The sequence below is a fragment of the Burkholderia mayonis genome, assembly GCF_001523745.2.
Classification (GTDB): domain Bacteria; phylum Pseudomonadota; class Gammaproteobacteria; order Burkholderiales; family Burkholderiaceae; genus Burkholderia; species Burkholderia mayonis.
The window spans coordinates 2,096,132-2,120,878 of record NZ_CP013386.1; the positions used below are offsets into that span (position 1 = coordinate 2,096,132).

Consider the following 24,747-nt stretch of genomic DNA (forward strand, 5'->3'; position numbering starts at 1 on the left):
ATGCTCAGCTCTGGCTCGCCTTCGGCAGATACTGATTGCCGACGACTTCGCCGAACGGCCCCGACAGCGGCCCCGCGCGGCGCGCGTTGCCGCCGCCCTTGACGAGCGGGAACACGAGCTCGGCGAAGCGGTACGACTCTTCGAGGTGCGGATAGCCGGACAGGATGAACGTCTCGATGCCGAGCGCTGCGTATTCGCGCATCCGCGCGGCGACTTGTTCTGGATTCCCAACGAGTGCCGTGCCCGCACCGCCGCGCACGAGGCCGACGCCCGCCCACAGGTTCGGATAGATCTCGAGCTCCTGGCGCGAGCCGCGCTTGCCGCCGTGCAGCGCGGCCATCCGGCGCTGTCCTTCGGAATCCATCTTCGCGAACGCCTGCTGCGCGCGTGCGATCGTGTCGTCGTCGAGCCGGCTGATGAGGCGTTCGGCATCGCGCCACGCTTCTTCCTCGGTCTCGCGCACGATCACGTGCAAGCGGATCCCGAACTTGATCTTGCGGCCGCGTTCGGCCGCGCGCGCGCGGATGTCGGCGATCTTTTTCTCGACCGCCGCGGGCGGCTCGCCCCAGGTCAGGTAGGTATCGATGTGATCGGCCGCGATCGCATGCGCGGCGGGCGACGAGCCGCCGAACCACAGCGGCGGATGCGGATGCTGGACGGGCGGATAGAGCAGCTTGCCGCCCTTCGCCTGCAGATGCTCGCCGTCGAATTCGACGCTGCCGTTCTCGTGTGATTCGGCGAGCAGCTTGCGCCAGATGTGCAGGAAATCGTCGGTGATCGCGTAGCGCGTGTCGTGATCGGCGAAGAGGCCGTCGCCCTCGAGCTCGGCCGAATCGCCGCCCGTCACGACGTTGATGAGGAGACGCCCGCCGGAGAGCCGGTCGAACGTCGACGCCATCCGCGCGGACAGCCCCGGCGACGACAGCCCCGGCCGGATCGCGACGAGGAACTTCAGCCGCTTCGTCGCCGGAATGAGGCTCGACGCGACGACCCACGCATCCTCGCACGAGCGGCCCGTCGGCAGCAGCACGCCGTCGTAGCCGAGCGTGTCGGCCGCGACGGCGACCTGCCGGAAGTAGTCGTAGTCCGCGGCGCGCGCGCCCTCGGACGTGCCGAGATAGCGGCTGTCGCCGTGCGTGGGGATGAACCAAAACACATTCATGCGATGCTCCTGCCTGACTGATCGTGCAAAAAAATGGGCGACGGCGACGCGACGATGCGCGATCGGACGCGGCACGCGCGACGCTCGCGGATGAGTTGGGGAACACATGCCGCAGCGGATCGAGCGGCGTGCGCGCGCTTTCGCGCGGTGGGCGGCTTGGCCGTCTCTGGGAAATCAGTCTAGGGAGCGCGGTTTCGTATAGGAACGATTTTTTTGAGCTTAAGTTTTCCGCTTTCGTGCTTTGCGTGCTGCTGCAGCGAATATGAACGCACGGGCCCCTATAATGTCGCACCAAGTCCCTGACAACCCGGCGCGCGCCGCACGGTGCCGCGCCCTCACGTGGCGCTCTCGATGCAGAAAGTGATCCTGCCGTTTCTGTCCGGTTTCCTCGCCGCTCTCTTCTTCCGTGAGGCGACGCTCGCGCTTTTGCATACGGCGGGCCTCATCGAGGCGACGGGCTTCTCGACCGCACCGTTCGCACCGCTCGGCATTCCTGAATTCGTCGCGAACGCGATCATGAGCGCGTGCTGGGCGATCCTGATGGCGTGGCTGCTGCGCGTGTCGCCCGAGCGCGCGGCGCCATGGGTGCCGTCGCTCGTGTTCGGCGGCATCGTGCTCACCGCCGCGCGCGTGTTCGCGATCGATCCGCTGCGCGGCATCTGGCCCGCCGGCAACATGCTGCCGCCGCTCGTCGTCGGCTTCGTCGCGAACGCGATCTGGGGCTGGGGCGCGCTCGTGTTCATGCGCGCGTTCATGTCGGACGACGGCGGCGGCGACGCGTGAGCGTCGCCCGTCGGGCTCGGCGTTCCATCGTCGTCACCGGGGCGTGACGCGAGCGTCGTTCATCGGATGATCGTGCGGTCGTCGGCGCAGATCGGCGCAGTCGCCGACGAATCGACGTTCCGGCATCGCGTCGTCAGGTTATCGCCCTATCGTTCGGTCTTCGTTCGGTCTTCGTTCGGTTATTGTCCGGACCGATCGTCCGAGCGCTGGTCGCAAGCCGATCCGGCACCGGCCGTCGATCGCGCGACGTCGTACGACACGCCGCGCTCCCCGCCTGCTGATATGATGCGAAGCCCGCCTCCCGGCGACGAACGAGCACGGCGGGCGCGTCGTCCGCCCACGCTCACGCCCCCCCCTACGCGCGCCGTGACGTCATCGGTCGCGCAAACCCATGAGCGGATGCTCGTCCGCGCGCCACGGGCTCTCGAACATCTTCGCGACTGCATCCGCGGTCACGTCCGGAATCGTCGGATAACGCCACTTCGGCGCATGATCCTTGTCGACGATCACCGCACGCACGCCCTCGATCACGTCGCCGCACGCGAACGTCGAGCGCGTCAAGTCGAGGTCGCGCCGCAGGCAATCGGCCATCGTCGCGCCGCGTGCGCGCTCGACGACTTCGAGCGACACCGCCATCGACAGCGGCGACAGCGAACCGCCGCGCATCGCATCGCGCGCCTTATCAACCCACGCGGCGCGCACGGCGTCGTCGCGCTCGGTGTCGAGCGACGCGGCGATCGCGGCGACGTCGGCGCGCGCGAAATGCTTGTCGATCGACGCACGCGCGGCCGCGAGCGCCGACGCGTCCGGCGCGGGCGTCACCGCGTGCCGCGCGGCCTCGGCTGCGACGCGCGCCGTCACCGCCGCGCCGTCGTCGAAGCGCTCGGCGCGCAACGCGTCGAGCAGCGCGGGCAGCGCCGCATCCGGCAGATACGCGTCGGCGAGCCCCGCGTACAGCGCGCCCGCCGCGTCTAGCGTCGCGCCCGTGACGGCGAGATAACGGCCGAGCGCGCCCGGCGTGCGCGCGAGGAACCAGCTCATGCCGACGTCCGGAAAGAGTCCGATGCGCGTTTCCGGCATCGCCATCTTCGTCGAATCGGTCACGACGCGCAGCCCGCCCGTGCGCTTCGCCGCCTGCGAGATGCCCATCCCGCCGCCCATCACGACGCCGTGCATCAGCGCGATGTACGGCTTCGGATACGTGAAGATCGCGTGATTCAGCGAATACTCTTCGATGAAGAACGTGTCGATCGACGCTTGATCGTCGCGCCGGTGCGCATCGTAGAAGAAGCGCACGTCACCGCCCGCGCAGAACGCACGCGGATGCGGGCTGTGGATCACCACCGCGAACACGTCGGGATCGTCACGCCACGCGTCGAGCGCGCGGTGCAGTGCGCGGATCATCTCGGTCGACAGCGCGTTGAGCGCCTGCGGACGGTTCAGTTCGAGAAAGCCGATGTGGTTCGCGACATGTGCTCGGACGTCGGCCTGCGGAGAATCGTTATGGGCAGCGTTCATGGCAATGGAAAATGAAGTGAGCGGGCGCGACCGTCAATGCGCCTGCATCTTCGAAAAGAGATTGAGCACCGCGACGCCCGATACGATGAGCGCGAGCCCGACGACCGCGGGCCAGTCCGGCACCTGCCGATAGAGAACGACCGCGACGAGCGTGATGAGCACGATGCCCGCGCCCGACCAGATCGCGTACACGATGCCGACGGGCATGCTCTTCAGCGTCAGCGACAGGCAATAGAACGCGGTGCCGTAGCCGACGGCGACGACGAGCGTCGGCCAGAGCCGCGTGAAGCCTTCGGCCGCGCGCAGCGCCGACGTGCCGATCACCTCGGCGACGATCGCGATCGCGAGCCATGCGTAACCTGGTAGTTGCATCGCGTCAGTTCCTAGCGAGTGCAAGCGCGTCGTACGCGTGGCCGAGTTGCGCGCACAGCGCCTCGACGACGAGTTCGTGGTCGCCGCGCTGCGGCAGCCCCGACACGGTGACCGAGCCGATCACGCCCGCCCCCGCGACCGTCAGCGGAAACGCGCCGCCATGCGACGCGTATTCGGCGACGGGGAGCCCGTGCTTGTCAGCAAGCGTCGCGCCCGTCTGCTGCATCCGCAGGCCGACCGCATACGAACTGCGCCGGAAATGCGCGACGACGTTGCCTTTGCGGCGCGCCCAGTCGACGTTGTCGGGCGACGCGCCGTCGAGCAGCGCGAAGAAGAGCGGCTGGCCGAACGTGCGCACGTCGATCGCGACCGCGTGGCCGCGCGCGAGTGCGAGTTCGCGCAGCTGCGAGCCGAGCGCCCACGCGCGTGCGGCGTCGAACTGCGGGAACACGAGGGTCTTTTCCTGTACGGCGATCGACTGCAGATCGAGAGCAATGTCCATGAAGCGTGTGTGCGAACGATGGCGAAAATACGGAAAGGGAATGGCCGCTCGCATCGGACGGCAGGCGCACTGCGCGGCCCGTGCGACGCGGCCGACGAGATCGCCCGATTCTAGCGCAGCACCGCCTTCGAACCGTTCGAGCACGGCGGCGAATAGAAATCGTCGGCAAGGTGTTGCAATTCTTCGGGCAACTCCTTATAATTTCGTTTTCGACGGACGCGGGGTGGAGCAGTCTGGCAGCTCGTCGGGCTCATAACCCGAAGGTCGTAGGTTCAAATCCTACCCCCGCAACCAAGCCAGATTTCGCAAGCAGCGCTCAACGCGCACGAGCATGCGAAAACGGATGAATCCACGTCGAAATCGATCAGAAAGCCCGCCCTCCACGGTGGGCTTTTTGCTTTTTCGGCGCCTGCGCAATTGCGTCGCCGATCTGCATTCGGGCGCCATCGCACATCGCCGGCGCGAAGCGTGCAAACGGAAATGCGCAAACGGAAATCGGGAAATCGCGGCGGCGCGGAACGCAGGCGACGTACCGCGCCGCCGCGCCCGCCCGTTCGGCGTCGCGCTCGACAGCGGGCGTTCGAGAATGCCGTCGCCCGGTGATACACTCGCATCACCATTTCCCATCCCCTTCCTATGAAATTCTGTTCCGTTTGCGGTCACGAAGTCATTGCGCGCATCCCGCCGGGAGACAATCGCGAGCGCTTCGTCTGCGACCATTGCGGCACGATCCACTATCAGAACCCGCGCAACGTCGTGGGCACGATCCCCGTCTGGGGCGATCAGGTGCTGCTGTGCCGGCGCGCGATCGAGCCGCGCTACGGCTACTGGACGCTGCCCGCGGGCTTCATGGAGATGGGAGAGACGACGGCCGAAGCCGCCGCGCGAGAGACGCTCGAGGAAGCGGGCGCACGCGTCGAGGTGCAGAATCTCTTCACGCTGCTGAACGTGCCGCACGTTCATCAAGTACATTTGTTCTATCTTGCGCGCCTTGTCGATCCGTCGTTCGAGGCGGGCGAGGAAAGTCTCGAGGTGCGGCTCTTCGACGAGCCCGACATCCCGTGGGACGAGATCGCGTTCCCGACCGTCAGCCAGACGCTGCGGTTCTTCTTCGCCGACCGCGAGGCGGGCGACTACGGCGTCCATACGGGCGACATCTTCCGCTCGCTGCGTAACGGCTAGGCGCGCGCGCATGGTCCCCTGGCTCGGCCCCGACGATCCGTTTCCGAGCGTCGAGCGCGCGCTCGGCGCGGCGAGCGGCGCGCCCGGCCTCCTCGCCGCGAGCGCGGATCTCCTGCCGTCGCGCCTGATCGACGCGTACCGGCGCGGCATCTTCCCGTGGTATTCGGACGGCCAACCGGTGCTGTGGTGGAGCCCCGATCCGCGGATGATCCTCGCGCCGACCGAATTCAAGATCTCGGCGACCTTCCGGAAGACGCTCAAGCGCGTGCTGCGCGAGCCGCGCTGGGAGATCCGCGTCGACTGCGACTTCGCCGGCGTGATGCGCGCGTGTGCGCAGGCGCCGCGACGCGGGCAACGCGGCACGTGGATCACCGCGGAGATCATCGACGCGTATTCGTCGCTGCACCGTGCGGGCGACGCGCACAGCATCGAAACCTGGCTCGACGGCCAGCGCGTGGGCGGCCTCTACGGCGTGTCGTTCGGCCGGATGTTCTTCGGCGAATCGATGTACGCGGACGTGAGCGATGCGTCGAAAATCGCGTTCGCAGCGCTCGTCGCCCACCTTCGCGAGCACAGGGTGGAAATGATAGACTGCCAGCAGAACACGTCACATCTGGCGTCGCTCGGCGGCCGCGAGATCGCGCGCAAGGCGTTCGTCGCGCACGTGCGCCGCGCCGTCGGCGAGCCGGCGATACCGTGGCGGTTCGACAAGACCGTCGTCGCCGGGCTGCTGGGCCATGCCGCTTCGGCGACGGCAACGGATGCATTGGATCGTTAGCGCGGCAAAACATCAATACATCGAGAGCTGCCCATGACTCATCCCACTGAGCTGCCGCTTTCACCGCTTTCGGCGTTGCAATTCTATGCGACGGCCCCCTACCCGTGCAGTTATCTGGACGGGCGCATCGCGCGCTCGCAAGTCGCGACGCCGAGTCATCTGATCAATTCCGACATCTACACCGAACTCGTGAAGGCGGGCTTCCGTCGCTCCGGCGTGTTCACGTACCGCCCTTACTGCGACGGCTGCCGCGCGTGCGTGCCGGTGCGCGTGCCGGTCGACGCGTTCACGCCGAACCGCACGCAGCGGCGCATGTGGAAACGCCATCGCGCGCTCGTCGCGACCGTCTCGCCGCTCCACTACGACGAAGAGCACTACGCGCTCTACATGCGCTACCAGTCGGCGCGCCACGCAGGCGGCGGCATGGACCGCGACAGCCGCGATCAATATGAGCAATTCCTGCTGCAGAGCCGGATCAACTCGCGGCTCGTCGAGTTTCGCGATCTCGATCCGCCCGAGAACGGGGCGAGCGCGCTGCGGATGGTCAGCATGATCGACATCCTCGGCGACGGCCTGTCGTCCGTCTACACGTTCTTCGATCCGGACGAGCCGCACGCGAGCTATGGCACCTACAACATCCTCTGGCAGATCGAACAGGCGAAGAGCCTGCGCCTGCCGTACGTCTACCTCGGCTACTGGATTCGCGAGAGCCCGAAGATGGCCTACAAGGCGAACTTCCATCCGCTCGAAGGGCTCGTCGACGGCCGCTGGAAAGTGCTCGACCCGACGCTCGTGGACCTGCCGCCCGTCGATGCCGCGCTCGGACGCGCGCCGCTGCCGGGCGGCCATTCGGGCACGCGCTGACGGCTTGAGCGGCGCCCACGCCGCGCCGCCCGCGGAAGGCGCGGCGGCGCTTCTCGGCTAAAATAACGGGTTGTCAATTTTCCGGCCGCCGCCGCCTCTTCCGTGTTTAGCTCCCTCTATCCGCTTGCCCGCGCATCCCTCTTCAAGATGGATGCGGAAGACGCCCACCATCTGACCCTGCGCATGCTCGGCGCCGCGGGCCGCACCGGCCTCGCGTGCGCGCTCGCCGCGCGCGTGCCCGATGCGCCGCGCACCGTGATGGGGCTCACGTTCCGCAACCCGGTCGGGCTCGCGGCCGGTCTCGACAAGGACGGCGCGGCGATCGACGGCCTCGCCGCGCTCGGCTTCGGCTTCATCGAGGTCGGCACGGTCACGCCGCGGGCGCAACCCGGCAACCCGCGCCCGCGGATGTTCCGGCTGCCCGAGGCGGAGGCGCTCATCAACCGGATGGGCTTCAACAACAGCGGCGTCGACCAGTTCGTGAAGAACGTCCAGGCGGCGCGCTACCGCGACGTGCTCGGCCTGAACATCGGCAAGAACGCCGACACGCCGATCGAGCGCGCGGCCGACGACTACCTGTACTGCCTCGAGCGCGTCTACCCGTTCGCGAGCTACGTGACGATCAACATCTCGTCGCCGAACACGAAGAACCTGCGCCAGTTGCAGGGCGCGGGCGAGCTCGACGCCCTCCTCGCCGCGCTGAAGGACAAGCAGCAGCGCCTCGCCGACCTGCACGGCAAGCTCGTGCCGCTCGCGCTGAAGATCGCACCCGATCTCGACGACGAGCAGATCAAGGAAATCGCCGCGACGCTCTTGCGCCACAAGATCGAAGGCGTGATCGCGACCAACACGACGCTGTCGCGCGAAGCGGTGAAGGGCCTGCCGCACGCCGACGAAGCGGGCGGGCTATCCGGGCGGCCGGTGTTCGACGCGTCGAACGCGGTGATCCGCAAGCTGCATGCGGAGCTCGGCGACGCCGTACCCATCATCGGCGTGGGCGGAATCTTCTCCGGCGAGGACGCCCGTGCGAAACTCGCGGCGGGCGCGTCGCTCGTGCAGGTGTACACGGGCTTCATCTATCGCGGCCCGGCGCTCGTCGCCGAGTGCGTGAAGGCGGTCGCTCGCGGGCGCGCGCAGTGATATAGAAATAAACAAAGGATATTTAGATATCGATTGTTATATCGCTATCATTGCGCGATCGATATCAAGGTCTCATCCCAGGCAAGGAAACAACACGATGAAAATTGCGTCGCTGAAGAAGCTTCTGGTCGCCGGCCTGATCGGCGCGTCGTTCGTCGCCGCCACCGCGCACGCCGCGGACCTGCTCGACGAAGTCAAGCAACGCGGCACGCTGCGGATCGGCCTCGAAGGCACGTTCCCGCCGTTCAACTCGAAGAACCCGCAAGGCGAGCTCGTCGGCTTCGACGTCGACATCGCGAAAGCGATCGCGGCGAAGCTCGGCGTGAAGCCCGAATTCGTCACGACTGAATGGAGCGGCATCATCGCCGGCCTGCAGGCAGGCAAGTTCGACGTGATCGTCAACCAGGTCGGCATCACCGACAAGCGCCGCGAAACGCTCGACTTCTCGCCGGCATACACGTTCTCGTCCGCGCAACTGATCCAGCGCAAGGACGACGCGCGCCAGTTCAAGTCGCTCGAGGACCTGAAGGGCAAGAAGCTCGGCGTCGCGCTCGGCACGAACTACATGGACATGGCGAAGTCGGTGCCGGGCATCGACGTGAAGACGTATCCGGGCGCGCCCGAATACCTGCGCGACCTCGCGGCCGGCCGGCTGGATGCGGCGCTCAACGACCGTCTGATGCTCGCGTATCTGACGAAGACCTCGCAGCTTCCGCTGCGCCCGGGCGCGAACGTCGGTTCGGCGAACCCGTCGGGCATCCCGTTCAAGAAGGGCAATCCGAAGTTCGCGAAAGCGATCGCCGACGCGATAACGCAGCTCGAAGCCGACGGCACGTTCAAGAAGATCTCGGACAAGTGGTTCGGCATCGACGTGACGAAGCCCGTCAAGTGAGCGCGTAGTCGCGTAGTCTTGCCGCGCCCATCCGGCGGCGAACGAGGGCGGCATCCGCAACGGTGCCGCCCTTTGCATTGCGCGCCCGGTTTATGATTGCGCTTTCGCGCAAGCTTCGTCCTCGCTTCACATGTCGATCACTTCTCTCCTCGTCCAGTCGCTCCCCGTGCTGCTCCAGGGCGCGCTCCTGACCGTCAAGTTCGCCGTGCTGTCGATGGTGCTCGGCCTCGTCGGCGCCGTCGTGCTCGCGCTGATGGGCATCGGCCGCAGCGCGATCCTCGCCGGCCTCGCGCGCGCTTACGTGAGCGTGATGCGCGGCACGCCGCTCCTCGTTCAGATCTTCGTCATCTATTACGGACTGCCGAGCCTCGGCATCTCGCTCGAACCGACGCCCGCCGGCGTGATCGCGCTGTCCGCGAACGTCGCCGCTTACATGTCCGAAAGCATGCGCGGCGCGATCAACGGGATCGACAAAGGACAGTGGCTCGCGGCGTACAGCCTCGGGCTGTCGTGGCGGCAGACGCTGCGCTACGTGATCGGCCCGCAGGCGCTGCGCATCGCGGTGCCAAGCCTGTCGAACAGTCTCATCAGCCTGATCAAGGACACGTCGCTCGTGTCGGTGATCACCGTCACCGAGCTACTGCGCAGCGCGCAGGAAATCATCGCGTCGACCTATCAGCCGCTGCCGCTCTATCTCGCCGCTGCGGCCGTCTACTGGGTGCTGTGCCAGATCCTCGAATGGGTGCAGCGCTGGTATGAGCGGCGGCTCGCGTTGCCGAGCCGACATTGATCGGAATTGTTGCGCCGACGCGCGCGTCGCGCGAGCCAACGCGCCCGCGTCATCAATCAATCCATCGGATAGCGTACGCCGAGCGCCGCGCGCGCCGCGTCGGTCATCGTGATCATCCGCCGCGAATGATCGTGCGTCATCACCGGGCTCTCGAGCGCTCCCGCGCGCAGCAGCTCGCAGAAGTGCGCGGTCTCGTAGTTGAGGCCGCCGCCCTCGAACGGCTCGTCGAGCTCGACGACACGGCCGTCCGCGTAGCGGATCGTCGCGCGCGCCGGATTCCACCAGTTCTCGTGAATCGTCACGTAGCCGCCCGCCGCCGCGAGGAGCGCGTCGCCGCGTCCCATCACGTCGAGCCCGCAGAATAGCTGCGACACGCCGCGCTCGTGCCGCGCGTTGACGCTCGCGAACACATCGACGCCTGTCGCGCCGACGCGGCCGAGCGTCTGCACGTCGAGCGGCGCGCCAAGCCAGTCGACCGCAAGAAACATCTCGTAGATGCCGATGTCGAGCAGCGCGCCGCCCGCCCGCTCGAAGCGGTAGACGGGATGCTCGGCCGGCACCGTCGACGATGCGCAGCCCGCGCGCACGAGCGCGACGTCGCCGATCGGATCGCGCTCGAGATGCGTGCGCAGCTTCCGGTACAGCGGATAGAACGGCGGCTTCATCGCCTCCATGAACAGGCGCTTCTTCGCGCGCGCGACGGCCAGCACCTCATCGAACTCGCGCGTGTTGACGGTCGCGGGCTTTTCGCAGAGCACCGCCTTGCCGGCCGCAAGCGCCGCGCTTGCATAGCGCGCGTGGCTGTCGTTCAGCGTCGCGATGTAGACCGCATCGATGTCGGATGCGAGCAACGCGTCGAAGCTTGCGCACGGCACGCCGCCATGCGCGCCGCAAAACGCGGCCGCCGCATCGGCGCGGCGCGCCCACACGTGCGCGAGCGCGGCGTCGCGCACGTGCGCGACGCTCTGTGCGAACCGGCGTGCGATGCTGCCCGCGCCGACGATGCCGAAGCGAATCGGCGTCGGTTGATATTCGGTCATCGAGTCAATTCCGTGTCGCTGAGAAAGTCCGGCGTCGGGCCCGCAGCCCCGCCGGCCGTCATGATAAACGGCCGGCATGCGACACGGCACGGCGTTCAATTGCGCTCGGGCACCTCGACTGCGAAGTCGCGCATCTCCTCTGCCGTGTAGTCGATCAGCTCGAGCGCGGCCGCTTCCGCCTCGCGCGCATCGCGCCGTTCGATCGCCTCGACCACCCGCCCGTGCGACTTGAGCGCGAGCGCGCGGATGTCGTCGCGCCTGCTCATCCGTGGATTCACGACGCGCAGCGCGCCGCGAATGATCGCCGCCATTTGTTGGAAGAACTGATTGCCGCTCGCATGCACGATCCGCGTATGCAGCAGCTCATCCGCCTCGTCATATGCCGGTGTCCCCGGCTCGGCCAATTTGAACAGCTCGAATGCCTCCCGTATGCCCTCGATCTCGGCCGCGGTCGCGCGGCTTGCCGCCTGCGCGGTCGCGCGCGGCTCGATCAGTGTCCGAAACTCGATCACGTCGCGCATGAACTGCCGATCCGGTTTGGCCCGGAAACGCCAGTTCACGACGTCTTCGTCGATCATCCTCCAGTGGTTCATCGGCCGCACGCGCGTGCCGACCTTCGGACGCACGTCCAGCATGTCGCGCGCCAGCAACATCGAGAGCGCTTCACGCATCACGGTGCGGCTGACGTCGAACTCTTTCGACAGCACATCCTGCGGCGGCAAGATGCCGCCATACTTGTCCTCGACGATTCCCGTGACAAGCCCATCCATCACTTTACTGACCAGTGACCGGTCCTTTCCCTGCTCCATGAGACCTCTCCCCGAACATCACCTGTGTTGGCACAATGCCCTCGCAGTCTCGCCGGCCCTCTGTATCGAAATGACGTGACTTTCAGCTTTGTTCTTATGAACGATACGTTGCTGAGTTCGTCGCAATTCCGCTATCTGGAAAACACCTGACAGGGTAATCCCTCTTACTATATCCAGAAAAAAACGACCCCAAAAAAATAGGTCCAGCAAGCTTGTTGCAAGCTCGCTGGACCTCGGATTGAAGGGGTGCCGAAAGCGTCGGCAATCAAAATTCTTATGATTGGATTTAACCGACTTAATTGCTTTCGCGCATCGAATTCATTCTTGAATGATTGATTAACGCTTGACGTAGCGCAGCGTCTCGACGCCGTGTTCGGTGCCGAGCAGGCACAGATCCGCGCCGCGCTCGGCGAACAGACCGACCGTCACGACGCCGGGCCAGCCGTTGATCGTCGCTTCGAGCGCGCGCGGGTCTTCGATGCGCAGGCCCTTCACGTCGAGGATCTCGTTGCCGTTGTCCGTGACGTACGGCGCGCCGTCCTGCTTCACGCGCAGCACGGGCACGCCGCCGAGCACGGCGAGCCGGCGGCCGATCGCGGTGCGCGCCATCGGCACGACCTCGACAGGCAGCGGGAACTGGCCGAGCACCGCGACGCGCTTGCTCGCGTCGGCGATGCAGACAAACGTTTCGGCGACCGAAGCGACGATCTTCTCGCGCGTCAGCGCGCCGCCGCCGCCCTTGACCATCGCGCCGCCGCCGTCGATCTCGTCGGCGCCGTCGATATACACCTGGAGCGACTCGATCTCATTCAGGTCGAAGACCTTGATGCCATGCGACTTCAGCCGCTCGGTCGTCGCTATCGAGCTCGACACCGCGCCGCGATAGCGGTCCTTGACGGCCGCGAGCGCGTCGATGAAGCAGTTGGCGGTCGAGCCCGTGCCGACGCCGATCACCGCGCCTTCCGGCACGTTGTCGATCACGTATTGGGCAGCGGCCTCGCCGACGAGGCGTTTGAGTTCGTCTTGTGTCATGAGAAGCGTCGAGCAATCGAAGTGCGAAAAACGCAAGTTTACCGGAGACGCTCCGCTCGACGTTTTTTTTCGATCCGACGGCGACAGCGAGGCCACGTGTCGCGGCGGCGACGCTTGGCCGTTTGGATCAGTAATCGCTTCGTCGCTTGATCGCTTGGTCTTCCGGCCGCTCGCCGCTCGCCGCTCGCCGCTCGCCGCTTGGCGGCTCGGTCGCTCGGCCGTTCAGTCGCTTCGCCGTTCAGTCCCGCAGTCGATTAGCCGCATAGTCGATTAATCGCTTAGCGACTCGGCCGCATCGTCGCCCGAGCGCCAAACACGTTCACGGCGCCGCAACCGCGCTTGCCACGTCGGCCGCCGCCGCGTCGCGCTCGGGCGCCGGCTGCGAGGGCATGTACTTATCGAGCAGCGCTTGCGCGATCGCGTCGGTTTCCGCATCCGGATTGCCGGCGTAATCGGTCGGCCGGAAATGCATCTGGAACGCGGCGATCACGCGCCGTGTGCGATCGTCGAGCACGCCGTCCGTCGCGACGTCGTAGCCGTAGCGCGCGAGCTTGAGTTGCAGTTCGCACACGTCGACGAGCGACTTCGGCGGCCTCCCCGCGAGACGCGCGGCCACCGTCGCGTCGTCGGGCCACGCGCCGACGCCCGCCTTCGCGAGCGCGCGCCACGGGAACAGCGGGCCGGGATCGGTCTTGCGCTGCGGCGCGATGTCGCTGTGACCGACGACGCGCGTCGGCGGAATCTGGTAGCGGGCGACAATGTCCTTCGCAAGCCGAACGATCGCGTCGACCTGCGCGGGCGGATACGGCGCCCACATGCGGCCCTGCGGCGTATCGATCGGGCCGCGATTCACGTTCTCGATGCCGATCGACACGCCGTTCAATTCGGTCGTGCCCTGCCACGAGCTCACGCCCGCGTGCCACGCGCGCTCGCTTTCCGGGACGAGCTGATAGACGACGGGAACGCCTCGCTCGAGGCTCGGCTGATCGGGCACGACGTAATGGGCGCTGACGTTTTCCTGCGTCAGCACGCGCAGCGATTGCGCCTCGCCGATCTCGGTGTAATGCATGACGAGGAAACGGATGCGCGAATCGACGCTGCGCGCGGGGTGGCTCGTGTCGGCATAATAGTCGCCGTGATTGACGAGCGTGGGTGTCGTACAGGCGGCGAGCAGGCTGAGGCTCGCGAGAAACGCGTAACGGAAAGGGAATTTCATGATAACGGCGCTCGGTAAATCTGCGGTCGCCGGGACGAGACTGCCCCGACATGAGCGCCCCATTCTAGACGCTTAGTCGATCGCATTCTTGCGCGTTTTGTGTCTGTTTTGCGAAAACGGCAAACGATGTGGCCGAGCGGCCGCCACGTGTCGCAATCCAGAAAGAGGCGCATTGGCGCCTCTTGCCGATGAAAACCACCGCGTCGCGATTCGATTCGCTTCGATTCCCCTCGGCTGCGACGCATGCGAGCACATCCGCGACACAAGCCGCCGCCCGCGCGCCATCGAGCATCGTGGACGAAGCTGCGCTCGCCCGCCGCTCGAACCCGGCGGCAAACGCGCACGCGGCGCACTTACTGCTTCGCGCCCCGCTGCCGGACCGCCTCGTACAGGCACACGCCGCTCGCGACCGACACGTTCAGGCTCTCGACGCTCCCCGCCATCGGAATGAACATCACTTCGTCGCACGTGTCGCGCGTCAAGCGCCGCATTCCCTCGCCTTCCGCGCCCATCACGAGCGCAACCGGACCGTCGAGCTTCGTGTCGTAGAGGCTCGCCGTCGCATCGTCCGACGTGCCGATCACCCATACGCCCGCGTCCTTCAGCTCGCGCAGCGCCCGCGCGAGATTCGTCACCGTGATGTACGGCACCGTATCGGCCGCGCCGCTCGCGACCTTTGCGGCGGTGGCGTTGAGCCCGGCCGCACGGTCGCGCGGCGCGACGATCGCGTGCGCGCCCGCCGCGTCGGCGACGCGCAGGCATGCGCCCAGATTGTGCGGATCGGTCACGCCATCGAGCACGAGCAGCAGCGCCGGCCCGGCGATACCGTCCAGCAGCTCGGCAAGGTTTTGCGCAAGCGGCAGATCCTCGACGCGCGCGACGACGCCCTGGTGACGCTCGGTATGCGCGAGCCCCCAGAGCCGCGTCTCGTCGGCGGCGATGAGACGCACGCCCGCCTCTTTCGCGGCATGCAGGAAATCCTGCATCCGGCGGTCGCGGCGCGTCTGATCATAGAACACCTCCGCGACCGTCGACGCATCGTGCCGCATGCGTGCGGTCACTGCATGAAAACCGTAGAGAACCTTCAGACGTGACATGGCTGGAACAACCTTCGATCAAAACGCGCGGCCGCGCATCGCTCGGCCGCATTGAAAATGGAAGCGCCGCGCGCCCGTCCGGGTGCGCGGCGTCCCGGTCAATCGGCGTCGCCGCTCGACGGCGACGCGCTCGATCAGTACTTCTTGCGCGAACGCGCCTTTTTCGCGGCCGGCTTCGACGCGGCGCCCTTCTTGCGCGCCGCGCGCGCTTCCTTCACCGCTGCGCTCGGCGCGCTCACGGTCTTCTTGCGGCGCGCCGGCGCATCAGCGGGCGGCAGCGAGCGTACGCGCGGACCGCCCGGCTCCACCGCGGCCGCCGGACGCGGCGCCTTGACGGGCGCCTCGCGCACGAGCCGGAAATCGATCTTGCGCGCGTCGAGGTCCACGCGGCTCACCTGCACGCGCACGCGATCGGACAGCCGATATCGGATGCCCGTGCGCTCGCCGCGCAACTCGTTCTTGACTTCGTCGTACTGGAAGTAGTCGGCGCCCAGCTCCGTCACGTGCACGAGGCCCTCGATGAAGAGTGCGTCGAGTTGCACGAAGATGCCGAACGACGTCACGCCGTTCACCATCCCGCCATACTCCTCGCCGAGCTTGTCGCGCATGAAATAGCACTTGAGCCACGCTTCGACGTCGCGCGACGCCTCGTCTGCGCGCCGCTCGTTCGCCGAGCAGTGGAGCCCCAGCTCTTCCCAGATCGCCGTGTTCGAACGCGCGCGGCCGCGCACTTCGTCGTCCTCGCGCTGCATCGCGCGGGCGCGCGGCGACAGCGCGGTGTTCAGCTCGATGCCTTCCGGCGACTTCGGCGTGTACTTCTTGCCGGACAGGATCGCGTAGATCGCGCGGTGCGTGAGCAGGTCGGGATAGCGGCGGATCGGGCTCGTGAAGTGCGCGTACGCATCGTACGCGAGGCCGAAGTGGCCGATGTTGTCCGGGCTGTAGACCGCCTGCTGCATCGAGCGCAGCAGCATCGGCTGCAGCATCTGCGCGTCGGGCCGGTCGCGGATGTGCGCCATCAGCGCCGCGTAGTCGCTCGCGTGCGGCGTGTCGCCGCCACCCAGCGTGAGCCCCATGTCGCGCAGGAACGCGCGCAGGTTCTCGAGCTTTTCCTGCGTCGGCCCCGCGTGCACGCGGTAGAGACCCGGGTGCTTGTTGCGCTTGAGGAAATCCGCCGCGCAGACGTTCGCGGCGAGCATGCATTCCTCGATCAGACGATGCGCGTCGTTGCGCTGGCGCGGCAGGATCTGCTCGATCTTGCCCTGCGCGTTGCAGACGATGTACGTTTCGGTCGTGTCGAAATCGATCGCGCCGCGTTTTTGCCGCGCGACGAAGAGCGCCTTGTAAACGCCGTACAGATTCTGCAGGTGCGGCATCAGGTCGGCGCGGCGCGCGGCCTCCGGCCCCTTCGTGTTCGCGAGCACTGCGGCCACTTCGGTATACGTGAGGCGCGCGGCCGAGTGGATCACGGCCGGATAGAACTGATACGCCTTGATGTCGCCGCGCGCGGTGATGACGATGTCGCACGCGAGCACGCAGCGGTCAACCTGCGGATTCAGCGAGCAGAGCCCGTTCGACAGCTTCTCGGGCAGCATCGGAATCACGCGGCGCGGGAAGTAGACGGACGTGCTGCGCTCGACCGCGTCGGCGTCGAGGGGGCTGCCCGGCTGCACGTAGTGCGACACGTCCGCGATCGCGACGATGAGGCGAAAGCCCTCGCCGCGGCCGACCGGGATCGGCTCGCAATATACGGCGTCGTCGAAGTCGCGCGCGTCCTCGCCGTCGATCGTGACGAGCGGCACGTCGCGCAGATCGACGCGATAGCGCAGATCCACGGGCCGCACCTTGTCCGGCAGCGCCGCGGCCTCGCCGAGCGCGTCCGGGCCGAACTCGTGCGGCACGCCGTACTTGCGCACCGCGATCTCGATCTCCATGCCGGGATCGTCGATGTCGCCGAGCACCTCGACGACGCGGCCGAGCGGCTGCGAATGACGGCTAGGAAAATCGGTGAGCTCAACGACGACGACCTGCCCGACCTTCGCCTTCTTCGCGTTCTGCGCGACGAGGATGTCGTGGCCGATCCGCTTGTCCTCGGGCGCGACGATGAGCGCGCCGTTCTCGTTGAGGAGACGCCCGATCACGCGCTTGTTCGCGCGCTCGGTCACCTCGACGACATGCCCTTCCGGCCGGCCGCGCCGGTCGTAGCCGACGATCCGCGCGAGCACGCGGTCGTTGTGCATCACCTTCTGCATCTCGGCGTTCGGCAGGAACAGGTCGTCCTGGCCGTCGTCGCGGATCACGAAGCCGTAGCCGTCGCGATGGCCCTGCACGCGGCCCGCGACGAAGTTGGACGGATGCGTCAGCTGATAATGGCCGCGCTTGTCGAGCCGGATCTGGCCGTCGCGCTCCATCGCGGCGACGCGCCGAAAAAATCCTTCGCGCTCCTGACGCTTGATCGACAGCGCTTCGGCGATGTCGTTCGCCGCAAGCGGCGCGTCGCTCGTGCGCAGCACGCCGAGAATCTCTTCGCGGCTCGGAATGGGATACGGATACTTGCTCAAGGGCTTGTCGATGATTTTTCTCGTTGCGTTTGGCTTGCGCGACCGCGGCAAGCGGAGCCGAACGGGCGCGCCGCTCATGCCGCCCCATTCTAACACCCGCCGCTGCGGCAAACGGACCGCGCGCCGCGTGTTGCGCCGCGCTCGCCGCGGCCCGCGCGGACGATGAAAAAGTATTGACAGACGCGATCGGCCGTCTATAATGGCGATCTTTGCAGCACACGCACCTGCCCAGGTGGCGGAATTGGTAGACGCACTAGTTTCAGGTACTAGCGGGTAACTCCGTGGAGGTTCGAGTCCTCTCTTGGGCACCAACGGTTCTTCCAGCAAGAACCATAGCAATCCGAGAAACCCCGTAAGGTCAACGTCTTACGGGTTTTTTTGTTTCCCCTTCCCACTGCGTTCCTCCGACATCCACGCTTTTTACGTATACACGAAAGCAGAGGAATGCCCTGATCGGCTGGGATTTTTCCGACCAAGCCGCCAGAAATTGCGCGAAAAGTACGAATACCCCAAGCACGAGCCCCGGTGCGCGAATCGTGCACGCCGGGATCTGTGCTGGGGGTGTCCAGATTGCCGTCGATCAGCGCGCGCACGGCCCCGAACGACTTGCTCGCGCCAATGAGTTCCAGCCGCGGGACGGATTGACTGCCGAGAAATCTCTGCACGTTTGTCTCCATTGATATATTCGTTCTTCAGTCACCGGACGTCCGGCGGAACTTAAATCCGATAGATGCGCTCCGCGTTGCCACCGAACAGCAGGCGTTGCTCGGCGTCGCTCATCCCCGCGACAATCGCGGCATAGGCGCGCCACAATGCGTCGTAAGTCGCGAACAGCCGGTCGACCGGAAAATTCGATGCGAACATCGCACGCTCGACGCCGAATGCATCGATCGTCTCGAGCACATAAGGCCGCAGGCTTTCCACCGTCCGGCAATGGTCGAACATCGCGAGCCCGCTGATCTTCACGGCGACGTTCGGGCAGGCTGCCAGTTCCCGAAGGCCGTTCCGCCAGGCGCGATAGCCTGCCGGGCTGTGGCGGCCGACGAACATGCCCGCATGGTTGAGCACGATCTGGACGTCCGGATGCGCGCGCGATCTCGGCCGCTTCGGGCATCTGCGACGGATAGAGCTGCAAATCGAACGACAGTCCATGGCGTGCGAGCCGCGCGAAGTTTTCGACCCACGCCGGATCGCGCAAGTAATGGCGCTGGACATATCCGTACAACGGATCGTCGTGCACGTTAAGGATTTGCCGGATCCCGCGCACATTCGCGAACGACGCATGCACGGCAAGCGTGGCCTCGGCATCGGGCGCGCTCAGGTCCGCGGCGGCGACGATCCCGTTCGGCCAGCCCGCCGCGCCTCCCTGCGCACTCCGGACAGCATGGCCTTCTACGCACGCAAGCGCAAAGAAGGCAAGTGGCATCACCAAGCCGTCATCGCCCTGGCCAGACGACGCGTAAACCGTCCTTTGGGCTATGCTCCGTTCCCGATCGCCGCTCACACCCGGACAACCTGCTATGGCTTGACAACGACATTAGGCTGCCTCACTTGCACTCGTCAACCGGCTGAAATTCAAACACCTGACGCTCCTCGTCGCACTCGACGATGCCCGCAACCTGCATCAGGCGGCCGACGAAATCAACGTCGCACAGCCGAGCGCGAGCCGCATGCTGGGCGACATCGAGAATGCATTCGGTTTCAAGCTGTTCGAGCGAAATGCGCGCGGCATGGAACCGACCACGCTCGGCGGCACGGTGCTCGCGTACGCGCGCCGGGCATTGTCAGACCTGACCCGCTTCGCCGAGGATCTCGAGGTGAAACGCCGCGGCGGTCATGGCCAATTGACTGTCGGCGCGATCATGGGCGCAGCGCCCGACGTGCTCGCGCTGGCGGTCGCCGCGCTCAAGACCGAGCGGCCCCTCCTCAACATGCGCATCCTCGGCGAGACGAGCGACCAGATCGTCCAACTGTTGTACCGCCGCGAGGTGGACCTCGCGCTCGGGCGGCTTACCACGTCGCTGCAGCACAACGATTTCCGGTTCGAACCGCTCGCGCGCGAAACGCTTACGCTCGTGGTGCGCGAGCGCCATCCGCTCGCGACACGCAAACGGGTGTCGCTCGACGAACTCGTCGCGTGGCCGTGGGTGGTCCAGCCGGTTACGAGCCCGGCGCGCGTGATATTCGAGGAAGAACTTGCTCGAGCGGGACTGTCGACGCCATCCAATCTGACCTGGGGATACCCACCGTGACCGACCGTCTGATTCAGCAGGCACTGTTGCAGGTGCTGCAGCCGCTGATCGATCCTACCTTTAGTGGGCACAGCCACGGGTTCCGTCCCGGCCGCCGCGCACGGGATGCTGTGCTTGCAGCACAGCAATACGTGCAGGAAGGCTACCGCATCGTGGTCGACGTCGACCTGTCGAAGTTCTTTGATCGGGTCAACCACGACATTCTGATTGACCGTCTCAGGAAACGCGTGAACGACGCCGGGGACATCCGGCTGGTTCGAGCCTACCTGAGCGCGGGCATCATGGATGGCGGTGTGGTGGTCGAGCGCGTGGAGGGGACGCCGCAAGGCGGACCACTCTCGCCGCTACTGGCCAATGTGCTTCTGGACGAGGTGGATCGTGAACTTGAACGACGGGGCCACCGCTTTGCCCGCTACGCTGACGACTGCAACGTCTACGTGCGCAGCCGGAAGGCTGGCGAGCGGGTGATGGCACGACTCAAGCGCTGTTATGACAAGCTGCACCTGAAGATCAACGAATCGAAGAGTGCGGTGGCAAGCGTCTTGGGTCGCAAGTTTCTGGGGTACGCCCCATGTGTTAGCGCCGGTGTAAAAGCACCGTTAAACGACGGCACAAGGTTGAGCGAAACAGTCAACGACAAAGGGGCCACGCGGGCCCCTTTGTTTTGAATGTCGCCGATCAGAACGGCGGGTCGTGCTCGGTGAGCGGCAGTTCACGTTGCCGACGATCGCCACGAAGGACACGCTGCATGTCGGGCAGATAGCGTGCGCAGATGAGTTCGCGCAAGTCGTCGAGCAGTTCGAACACGGCGAGCGCCTGCTCGGGCGTCCAGTCGTCGGGCACGACGAAGTTCAAGCCGCGCGTGAGGCCTGAGGGCAATGGCACGGCTGTCATGATGACTCGCCTCCTTTGGCCGATTTGCTCGGGCCACGCTGCCGGGCGCGCTTGTCGGCCCGCTCGCGGGCTTCCTTCAGGCGGTACGATTCGCCTTCGATCGAGATGACCTCGGCGAGATGCACAAGGCGATCGACGAGCGACACGACGCAGGCGGCGTTCGGGAACACTTCTGACCATTCTGCAAACGGTCGATTCGATGTCACGATGGTGCTGTTGTTCTGGTATCTCCGGCTGATCAACTCGAACAGCAGATCGGCGTGGCGATTCGAGTAGGAGAGATATCCGACCTCATCGATCACAAGGACGTCGGGCGCAGCATAGCGACGCAAGCGCCGGCGCAGCGTTGAATCGCTATCGAGCGCAGCCAGTTCGCCCAGCATATTGCCGGCGGTGGTGAACAGCACCGTGTGCCCATGCACGAGCGCCTGATGCGCGACGTTCTTCGCCAGCGTCGACTTGCCCACGCCGTTGGGGCCGATGAGCACGACGTTGGCGGCGTCCTTCATGAACCCGAGCGTCATCAGTTCTTCGATGGCACCGCGATCACACCGTGACGGCCAACCCCAGTCGAAGTCGCACAAGGCTTTGAAGCCGCCCAGATGTGATTCCTTGATGCGCCGCTCGAGCGAGCGACGGGCTCGCTCGTCTTCTTCCCACTGCACGAGCGGCGCGACCCACGGCTGCAGCGCAACCTCGGGCCAGTGGGCCAGCAGCCCGTGCAAACGCAATTCCTGCGCGCGTGTGCGCAATGATTCAAGCGAGCTCATCCGTGCCTCCGGCAAGTTGATCGTAGGTATCGAGCCGGTGGGGTTGGACCGGCGTGTCCTTCTGGCGTACGTGTGGCGGCAGACACACGGCAAGCGGTGGTGGCAGTTCAAGCGCTTCGCGGCGGCGCTCCAGCGCCAGGCGCACGGCGTTCGGGTGCGGCACGCCGCTTTGTAGCGCATCGCCGATCGCGGCCTGCAATTGCGCAGCGCCGTAGCGTTCGAGCAGCCGCAGCAGCGCCGCCGTGATGGTGCCCAGATTCGCATTGCGTTCAGCCGCGCGGCGCAGCAGATCCTGACTGGCGGGGGCAGCCTTGGCCAAGCGATCCATGCCGCGATGATGACGGGCCTCGCGTTTGACGCCGACCAGTGTCTCGATGTGAACGGGCTCTTCGATTTGCGCGCCGCGGTCGTAACTGCGAGCGTGGCGCGCAAGGATCTCGGCACCGTCCAGCACGCGTACCTGCTCGAGATCGGCCCGTACCGTGAGCGTGCGCCGCACGTGCGTGTGCGGGATCGAGTAGTCGTTCAGATCGAAGCGTACATAGGGCGTCTTGCCGACTTTGACGGCGAGCGTTTCCTCGACGGGATAGGGATTCTCCGGTAGCGCAAGCAGCGTAGGCTGCTCCTGGGCGAACGCCTGGCGCACACTGATCATGCGATCCTCCGGGCACGGGCGATCCGCCGCCTGCGTGCGGCACCAGTGTTCGGCTTGCGCATTCAGGTCATCCAGATCGGTGAACTGTCTGGCCGCGAAGAACGCGTCGCGGACGTGACGAATGGCGCGCTCCACGCGGCCCTTCTCGTTACCACGCGCGATGGCTACGGGTCTGGGTTCGAACCGATAGTGTGCGGCGAAGGCGAGCAGCGTCGGGTGGAAACGAATGGCGTCGCCCTGGCGTTCAAGGACGGCGCTCTTCAGGTTATCGTAGAGGACGACCCTACCGAGGCCGCCCCAGCGCGTGAAGGCGCCGATATGGCCGCGCAGGAAGTTCTCCATACGCGCATCGAGGAAAAAGCGCAGATACAGCTCGCGCGAGTACGAGAGCACCATCACGAAGGCCATCAAGGGCCGGCGCGCACGGCCGATATGCAAGTGACCGAAGTGCCCCCAGTCGCATTGCATCTGTTCGCCGGGCAACGTGCGCAGCCGCAGGTACGCTTCGGCAGGCGGGCGTGGCCGGTGCAGAGAGATCAGATGTCGGAAGTGCGTGGGCCGGCCCTGATAGCCGCGCTCGCGCACCATGCCGTAAAGGCGGCTGGCGGTGAGCGTGGGATACTTCTCCAGCGTTTGGCGAATGAATGGCAGGTATGGCTCGATCATCGAAGGCCGCGGCGCCGGTCCATGACGCGGCAGACCAGCTTGTGCGAGCACCCGTTTGACGGTGCCGCGATGCACGTGCAATTGCTGCGCGATCGTGCCGCAGCGCCACTTCTCGACGTGGTAGAGCCGCAGGATATGGGCTTCGAGTTCAGCGTCAATCGTCACCTTTAGAGCCTCCTCGGAATCGGTAGATGCAGTGAGGAACTCGACGGCGCAACGGGCCAAGGCGCACGAATGGCGAACAGGCGCAGCCGCATCGATGGCAATGCGTTGTCGCCGGCGCCGATGCCGCGACACGACTGTGAGTGACAGCGGCGCGCATCGAGTCCGCTGGCAGTAGAGCACTGGGCCCCGTCGCAGGTGAACCGTGATGCGTCACTTTATTGTGTCGCGCTCGATAACGACGGGCGCGCTGCGCATGGGCAAGACGCCCGCGGCGAGAACTCTGGTAACGCTGAGCCGCTTCGCGCAAGCTCGCGCGCCGGGCCGCTTGCGCACAGCCGCCGGCGCAATAGATCTGGCCTCGATCGCAGCGGCGGCAAATGAACACCTGCGCCCGGCAGCGGGCGCACAGGAAGAAGCGGCCCGTGGGCAGCATCGGCGGTCCCCGTGGAACGCCGATGGCAGGTCGATATCGACAGGGTCCGCCCAGCCGTGGAATACTGCGGCTGCACGTGTCCCTGTGCTTGGCCCCGTGGCCCCGCACCTGTGTCCAGTGTGGCGCGACCCCGGGGTGAACTTGGCGGTTTGACCGGTGTCGCGCCGGTTGTTTCTTCGGCGGTGTGCCTTTCTACCGCAACCGATCCGCGCCGTCATCCCTCAACGCGCTTTGCGCGTCTGCACTCGCCCTACGGGCTCCCTCCGACGCGCAAAGCGTCAGGCATCCGCAGCGTCGCTACCCCGCAAACATCATCTTCCAAGCACGGCCACTTCAAACGCTCAATTCCAGAACGCCGTCGTTTAGTGTCGGATTTGGACCGGCGTTCACACCATGGGAAACTCGGAAAGGCGAGATCAAACGCATCGTGTCAGACAAGGCGTTGGAGACGTTCAAGCAAAGGATCAGGCAGCTCACCGGCCGATCCGGCGGGCGCAGCATAAGCGAAGTGATCGAGCGGCTGCGCAGCTACATGCTGGGCTGGAAAGCGTACTTCCAATTGGCGCAGACCTATCGCCGCTGGCAACAGCTGGACGAGTGGATGCGCCGGCGAATGCGCGCGCTCCATCTGAAGCATTGGCGGCGCGGCAAGACGATATACCGGGAGCTGCTCAAGCTTGGGGCCAAGCCAAGCGTGGCCCAATCGGTGGCGGCCCTCAGCCGTCGCTCGTGGCACAACAGCATGACCGGGCTGCATCACGTCCTGACGATTGCCTACTTTGATCGCCTGGGCAGGCCTCGCCTCACCTGACCTCAACTACTCGAACCGCCCGGTGCGGACCCGCATGCCGGGTGGTGTGGGAGGGGATCGGCTAGGCCACTGGCCGCCCCTATCCCGATTTTGTGTGAGGCTACGTGCGTCTCGCGAACACTGTCTTCATAAATTTTTTGGTCTCACCCCAAATTTCTGTTGACAGAATTCATAAGATGTCTAAAATGGCGGTCTTGCTCGATGCAGCAGTGCCCAGGTGGCGGAATTGGTAGACGCACTAGGTTCAGGTCCTAGCGGTGGCAACATCGTGGAGGTTCGAGTCCTCTCCTGGGCACCAGAAAAATAGGTTCAGATCAGTTGCTGGATTTGATGTTCATCATAAAGCCCGCAAAAGCGGGCTTT

General features: G+C 65.8%; 21 protein-coding genes, 3 tRNA genes and 3 pseudogenes. 13 read left to right on the top strand and 14 right to left on the bottom strand.

Going from position 1 to position 24,747, the window contains the following annotated elements; genetic code table 11:
* Window positions 1–4: 4 nt before the first annotated feature.
* Window positions 5–1,162, bottom strand: coding sequence for an FMNH2-dependent alkanesulfonate monooxygenase (gene ssuD / locus WS70_RS10340; protein WP_059471685.1), 1,158 nt, complete (start codon window positions 1,160–1,162; stop codon window positions 5–7).
* A gap of 351 nt (window positions 1,163–1,513) precedes the next feature.
* Here ssuD and WS70_RS10345 point away from each other — a divergent pair, with 351 nt between their 5' ends.
* Window positions 1,514–1,945, top strand: a complete 432-nt coding sequence (locus tag WS70_RS10345) for a hypothetical protein (protein ID WP_059597004.1) — start codon at window positions 1,514–1,516, stop codon at window positions 1,943–1,945.
* Window positions 1,946–2,317: 372 nt separating this feature from the next.
* On the opposite strand, the gene WS70_RS10350 is transcribed toward WS70_RS10345, so the two are convergent.
* The 3 genes from WS70_RS10350 to WS70_RS10360 are packed head-to-tail and all read right to left on the bottom strand — an operon-like array spanning window position 2,318 to window position 4,337.
* Window positions 2,318–3,463, bottom strand: coding sequence for an enoyl-CoA hydratase/isomerase family protein (locus WS70_RS10350; protein ID WP_059471684.1), 1,146 nt, complete (start codon window positions 3,461–3,463; stop codon window positions 2,318–2,320).
* Window positions 3,464–3,496: 33 nt separating this feature from the next.
* On the bottom strand, window positions 3,497–3,835 hold the full coding sequence (locus WS70_RS10355) for a DMT family transporter (RefSeq protein WP_059596998.1): 339 nt from the start codon (window positions 3,833–3,835) through the stop codon (window positions 3,497–3,499).
* 4 nt (window positions 3,836–3,839) lie between these two features.
* Complete coding sequence (locus WS70_RS10360; protein WP_059471699.1) at window positions 3,840–4,337, bottom strand: heme-degrading domain-containing protein; 498 nt, start codon at window positions 4,335–4,337, stop codon at window positions 3,840–3,842.
* Between the two features lie 217 nt (window positions 4,338–4,554).
* On the opposite strand from WS70_RS10360, the gene WS70_RS10365 reads away from it, so the two are divergent.
* The 7 genes from WS70_RS10365 (at window position 4,555) to WS70_RS10395 (ending at window position 9,983) form a co-directional block, all read left to right on the top strand.
* Window positions 4,555–4,631 (top strand) — tRNA-Met (locus WS70_RS10365).
* A 342-nt stretch (window positions 4,632–4,973) separates the two neighbouring features.
* Complete coding sequence (locus WS70_RS10370; protein ID WP_010103946.1) at window positions 4,974–5,519, top strand: NUDIX hydrolase; 546 nt, start codon at window positions 4,974–4,976, stop codon at window positions 5,517–5,519.
* A gap of 10 nt (window positions 5,520–5,529) precedes the next feature.
* Window positions 5,530–6,297 (top strand): leucyl/phenylalanyl-tRNA--protein transferase, encoded by a 768-nt coding sequence (gene aat / locus WS70_RS10375; protein WP_059596997.1) that lies wholly within the window; start codon window positions 5,530–5,532, stop codon window positions 6,295–6,297.
* Between the two features lie 33 nt (window positions 6,298–6,330).
* Window positions 6,331–7,161, top strand: coding sequence for an arginyltransferase (locus WS70_RS10380; RefSeq protein WP_059471681.1), 831 nt, complete (start codon window positions 6,331–6,333; stop codon window positions 7,159–7,161).
* Between the two features lie 102 nt (window positions 7,162–7,263).
* Window positions 7,264–8,301, top strand: a complete 1,038-nt coding sequence (locus tag WS70_RS10385) for a quinone-dependent dihydroorotate dehydrogenase (RefSeq protein ID WP_059471680.1) — start codon at window positions 7,264–7,266, stop codon at window positions 8,299–8,301.
* Window positions 8,302–8,398: 97 nt separating this feature from the next.
* The gene (locus WS70_RS10390) at window positions 8,399–9,193 is read left to right on the top strand and encodes a cystine ABC transporter substrate-binding protein (protein ID WP_059471679.1); all 795 of its coding nucleotides are present in this window, start codon (window positions 8,399–8,401) and stop codon (window positions 9,191–9,193) included.
* 130 nt (window positions 9,194–9,323) lie between these two features.
* On the top strand, window positions 9,324–9,983 hold the full coding sequence (locus WS70_RS10395) for an amino acid ABC transporter permease (RefSeq protein ID WP_059596996.1): 660 nt from the start codon (window positions 9,324–9,326) through the stop codon (window positions 9,981–9,983).
* Window positions 9,984–10,039: 56 nt separating this feature from the next.
* Here WS70_RS10395 and WS70_RS10400 read toward each other — a convergent pair whose 3' ends face one another.
* From WS70_RS10400 to rnr, 6 genes are all read right to left on the bottom strand, one after another.
* A complete protein-coding gene (locus tag WS70_RS10400) occupies window positions 10,040–11,023 on the bottom strand; it encodes a Gfo/Idh/MocA family protein (protein ID WP_059596995.1) in 984 nt (327 codons plus the stop codon).
* 95 nt (window positions 11,024–11,118) lie between these two features.
* The gene (locus WS70_RS10405; protein ID WP_059596994.1) at window positions 11,119–11,832 is read right to left on the bottom strand and encodes a FadR/GntR family transcriptional regulator; all 714 of its coding nucleotides are present in this window, start codon (window positions 11,830–11,832) and stop codon (window positions 11,119–11,121) included.
* A gap of 336 nt (window positions 11,833–12,168) precedes the next feature.
* Complete coding sequence (gene rpiA, locus WS70_RS10410) at window positions 12,169–12,864, bottom strand: ribose-5-phosphate isomerase RpiA (protein ID WP_059597003.1); 696 nt, start codon at window positions 12,862–12,864, stop codon at window positions 12,169–12,171.
* 319 nt (window positions 12,865–13,183) lie between these two features.
* Complete coding sequence (locus tag WS70_RS10420) at window positions 13,184–14,080, bottom strand: N-acetylmuramoyl-L-alanine amidase (RefSeq protein WP_059471675.1); 897 nt, start codon at window positions 14,078–14,080, stop codon at window positions 13,184–13,186.
* Between the two features lie 353 nt (window positions 14,081–14,433).
* Window positions 14,434–15,177, bottom strand: coding sequence for a 23S rRNA (guanosine(2251)-2'-O)-methyltransferase RlmB (gene rlmB / locus WS70_RS10425; RefSeq protein WP_059471674.1), 744 nt, complete (start codon window positions 15,175–15,177; stop codon window positions 14,434–14,436).
* A gap of 134 nt (window positions 15,178–15,311) precedes the next feature.
* Entirely contained in the window at window positions 15,312–17,738 is a 2,427-nt protein-coding gene (gene rnr, locus WS70_RS10430; protein ID WP_059597002.1) for a ribonuclease R, read from the bottom strand.
* A 226-nt stretch (window positions 17,739–17,964) separates the two neighbouring features.
* On the opposite strand from rnr, the gene WS70_RS10435 reads away from it, so the two are divergent.
* Window positions 17,965–18,049, top strand: a tRNA-Leu gene (locus WS70_RS10435).
* A 406-nt stretch (window positions 18,050–18,455) separates the two neighbouring features.
* Here WS70_RS10435 and WS70_RS10440 read toward each other — a convergent pair.
* Window positions 18,456–19,092, bottom strand: a pseudogene (locus WS70_RS10440) (amidohydrolase family protein); the annotation flags it as partial.
* A gap of 214 nt (window positions 19,093–19,306) precedes the next feature.
* Between WS70_RS10440 and WS70_RS10450 the strand changes: the two are divergent.
* Window positions 19,307–19,972: pseudogene (locus WS70_RS10450) on the top strand (LysR family transcriptional regulator); the annotation flags it as partial.
* Window positions 19,969–20,577, top strand: a pseudogene (locus tag WS70_RS10455) (reverse transcriptase domain-containing protein); the annotation flags it as partial. The pseudogenes WS70_RS10450 and WS70_RS10455, both read left to right, overlap by 4 nt.
* 91 nt (window positions 20,578–20,668) lie before the next feature.
* On the opposite strand, the gene WS70_RS10460 reads toward WS70_RS10455, so the two are convergent.
* Genes WS70_RS10460 through istA form a run of 3 tightly spaced genes read right to left on the bottom strand, consistent with a single transcriptional unit; the run spans window position 20,669 to window position 23,140 of the window.
* The gene (locus WS70_RS10460) at window positions 20,669–20,884 is read right to left on the bottom strand and encodes a hypothetical protein (RefSeq protein WP_059472649.1); all 216 of its coding nucleotides are present in this window, start codon (window positions 20,882–20,884) and stop codon (window positions 20,669–20,671) included.
* On the bottom strand, window positions 20,881–21,654 hold the full coding sequence (istB, locus tag WS70_RS10465) for an IS21-like element helper ATPase IstB (RefSeq protein ID WP_108033932.1): 774 nt from the start codon (window positions 21,652–21,654) through the stop codon (window positions 20,881–20,883). The genes WS70_RS10460 and istB overlap by 4 nt, the downstream gene beginning before the upstream one ends.
* On the bottom strand, window positions 21,641–23,140 hold the full coding sequence (gene istA / locus WS70_RS10470; protein ID WP_108033957.1) for an IS21 family transposase: 1,500 nt from the start codon (window positions 23,138–23,140) through the stop codon (window positions 21,641–21,643). The genes istB and istA overlap by 14 nt, the downstream gene beginning before the upstream one ends.
* 860 nt (window positions 23,141–24,000) lie before the next feature.
* Here istA and WS70_RS32830 point away from each other — a divergent pair.
* Together WS70_RS32830 and WS70_RS10480 are read left to right on the top strand one after the other, a co-directional pair.
* Window positions 24,001–24,384: a group II intron maturase-specific domain-containing protein gene (locus tag WS70_RS32830; RefSeq protein WP_418230136.1), complete on the top strand. Its 384-nt coding sequence runs from the start codon at window positions 24,001–24,003 to the stop codon at window positions 24,382–24,384.
* 211 nt (window positions 24,385–24,595) lie between these two features.
* Window positions 24,596–24,682: transfer RNA gene (locus WS70_RS10480), tRNA-Leu, on the top strand.
* Window positions 24,683–24,747 lie beyond the last annotated feature (65 nt).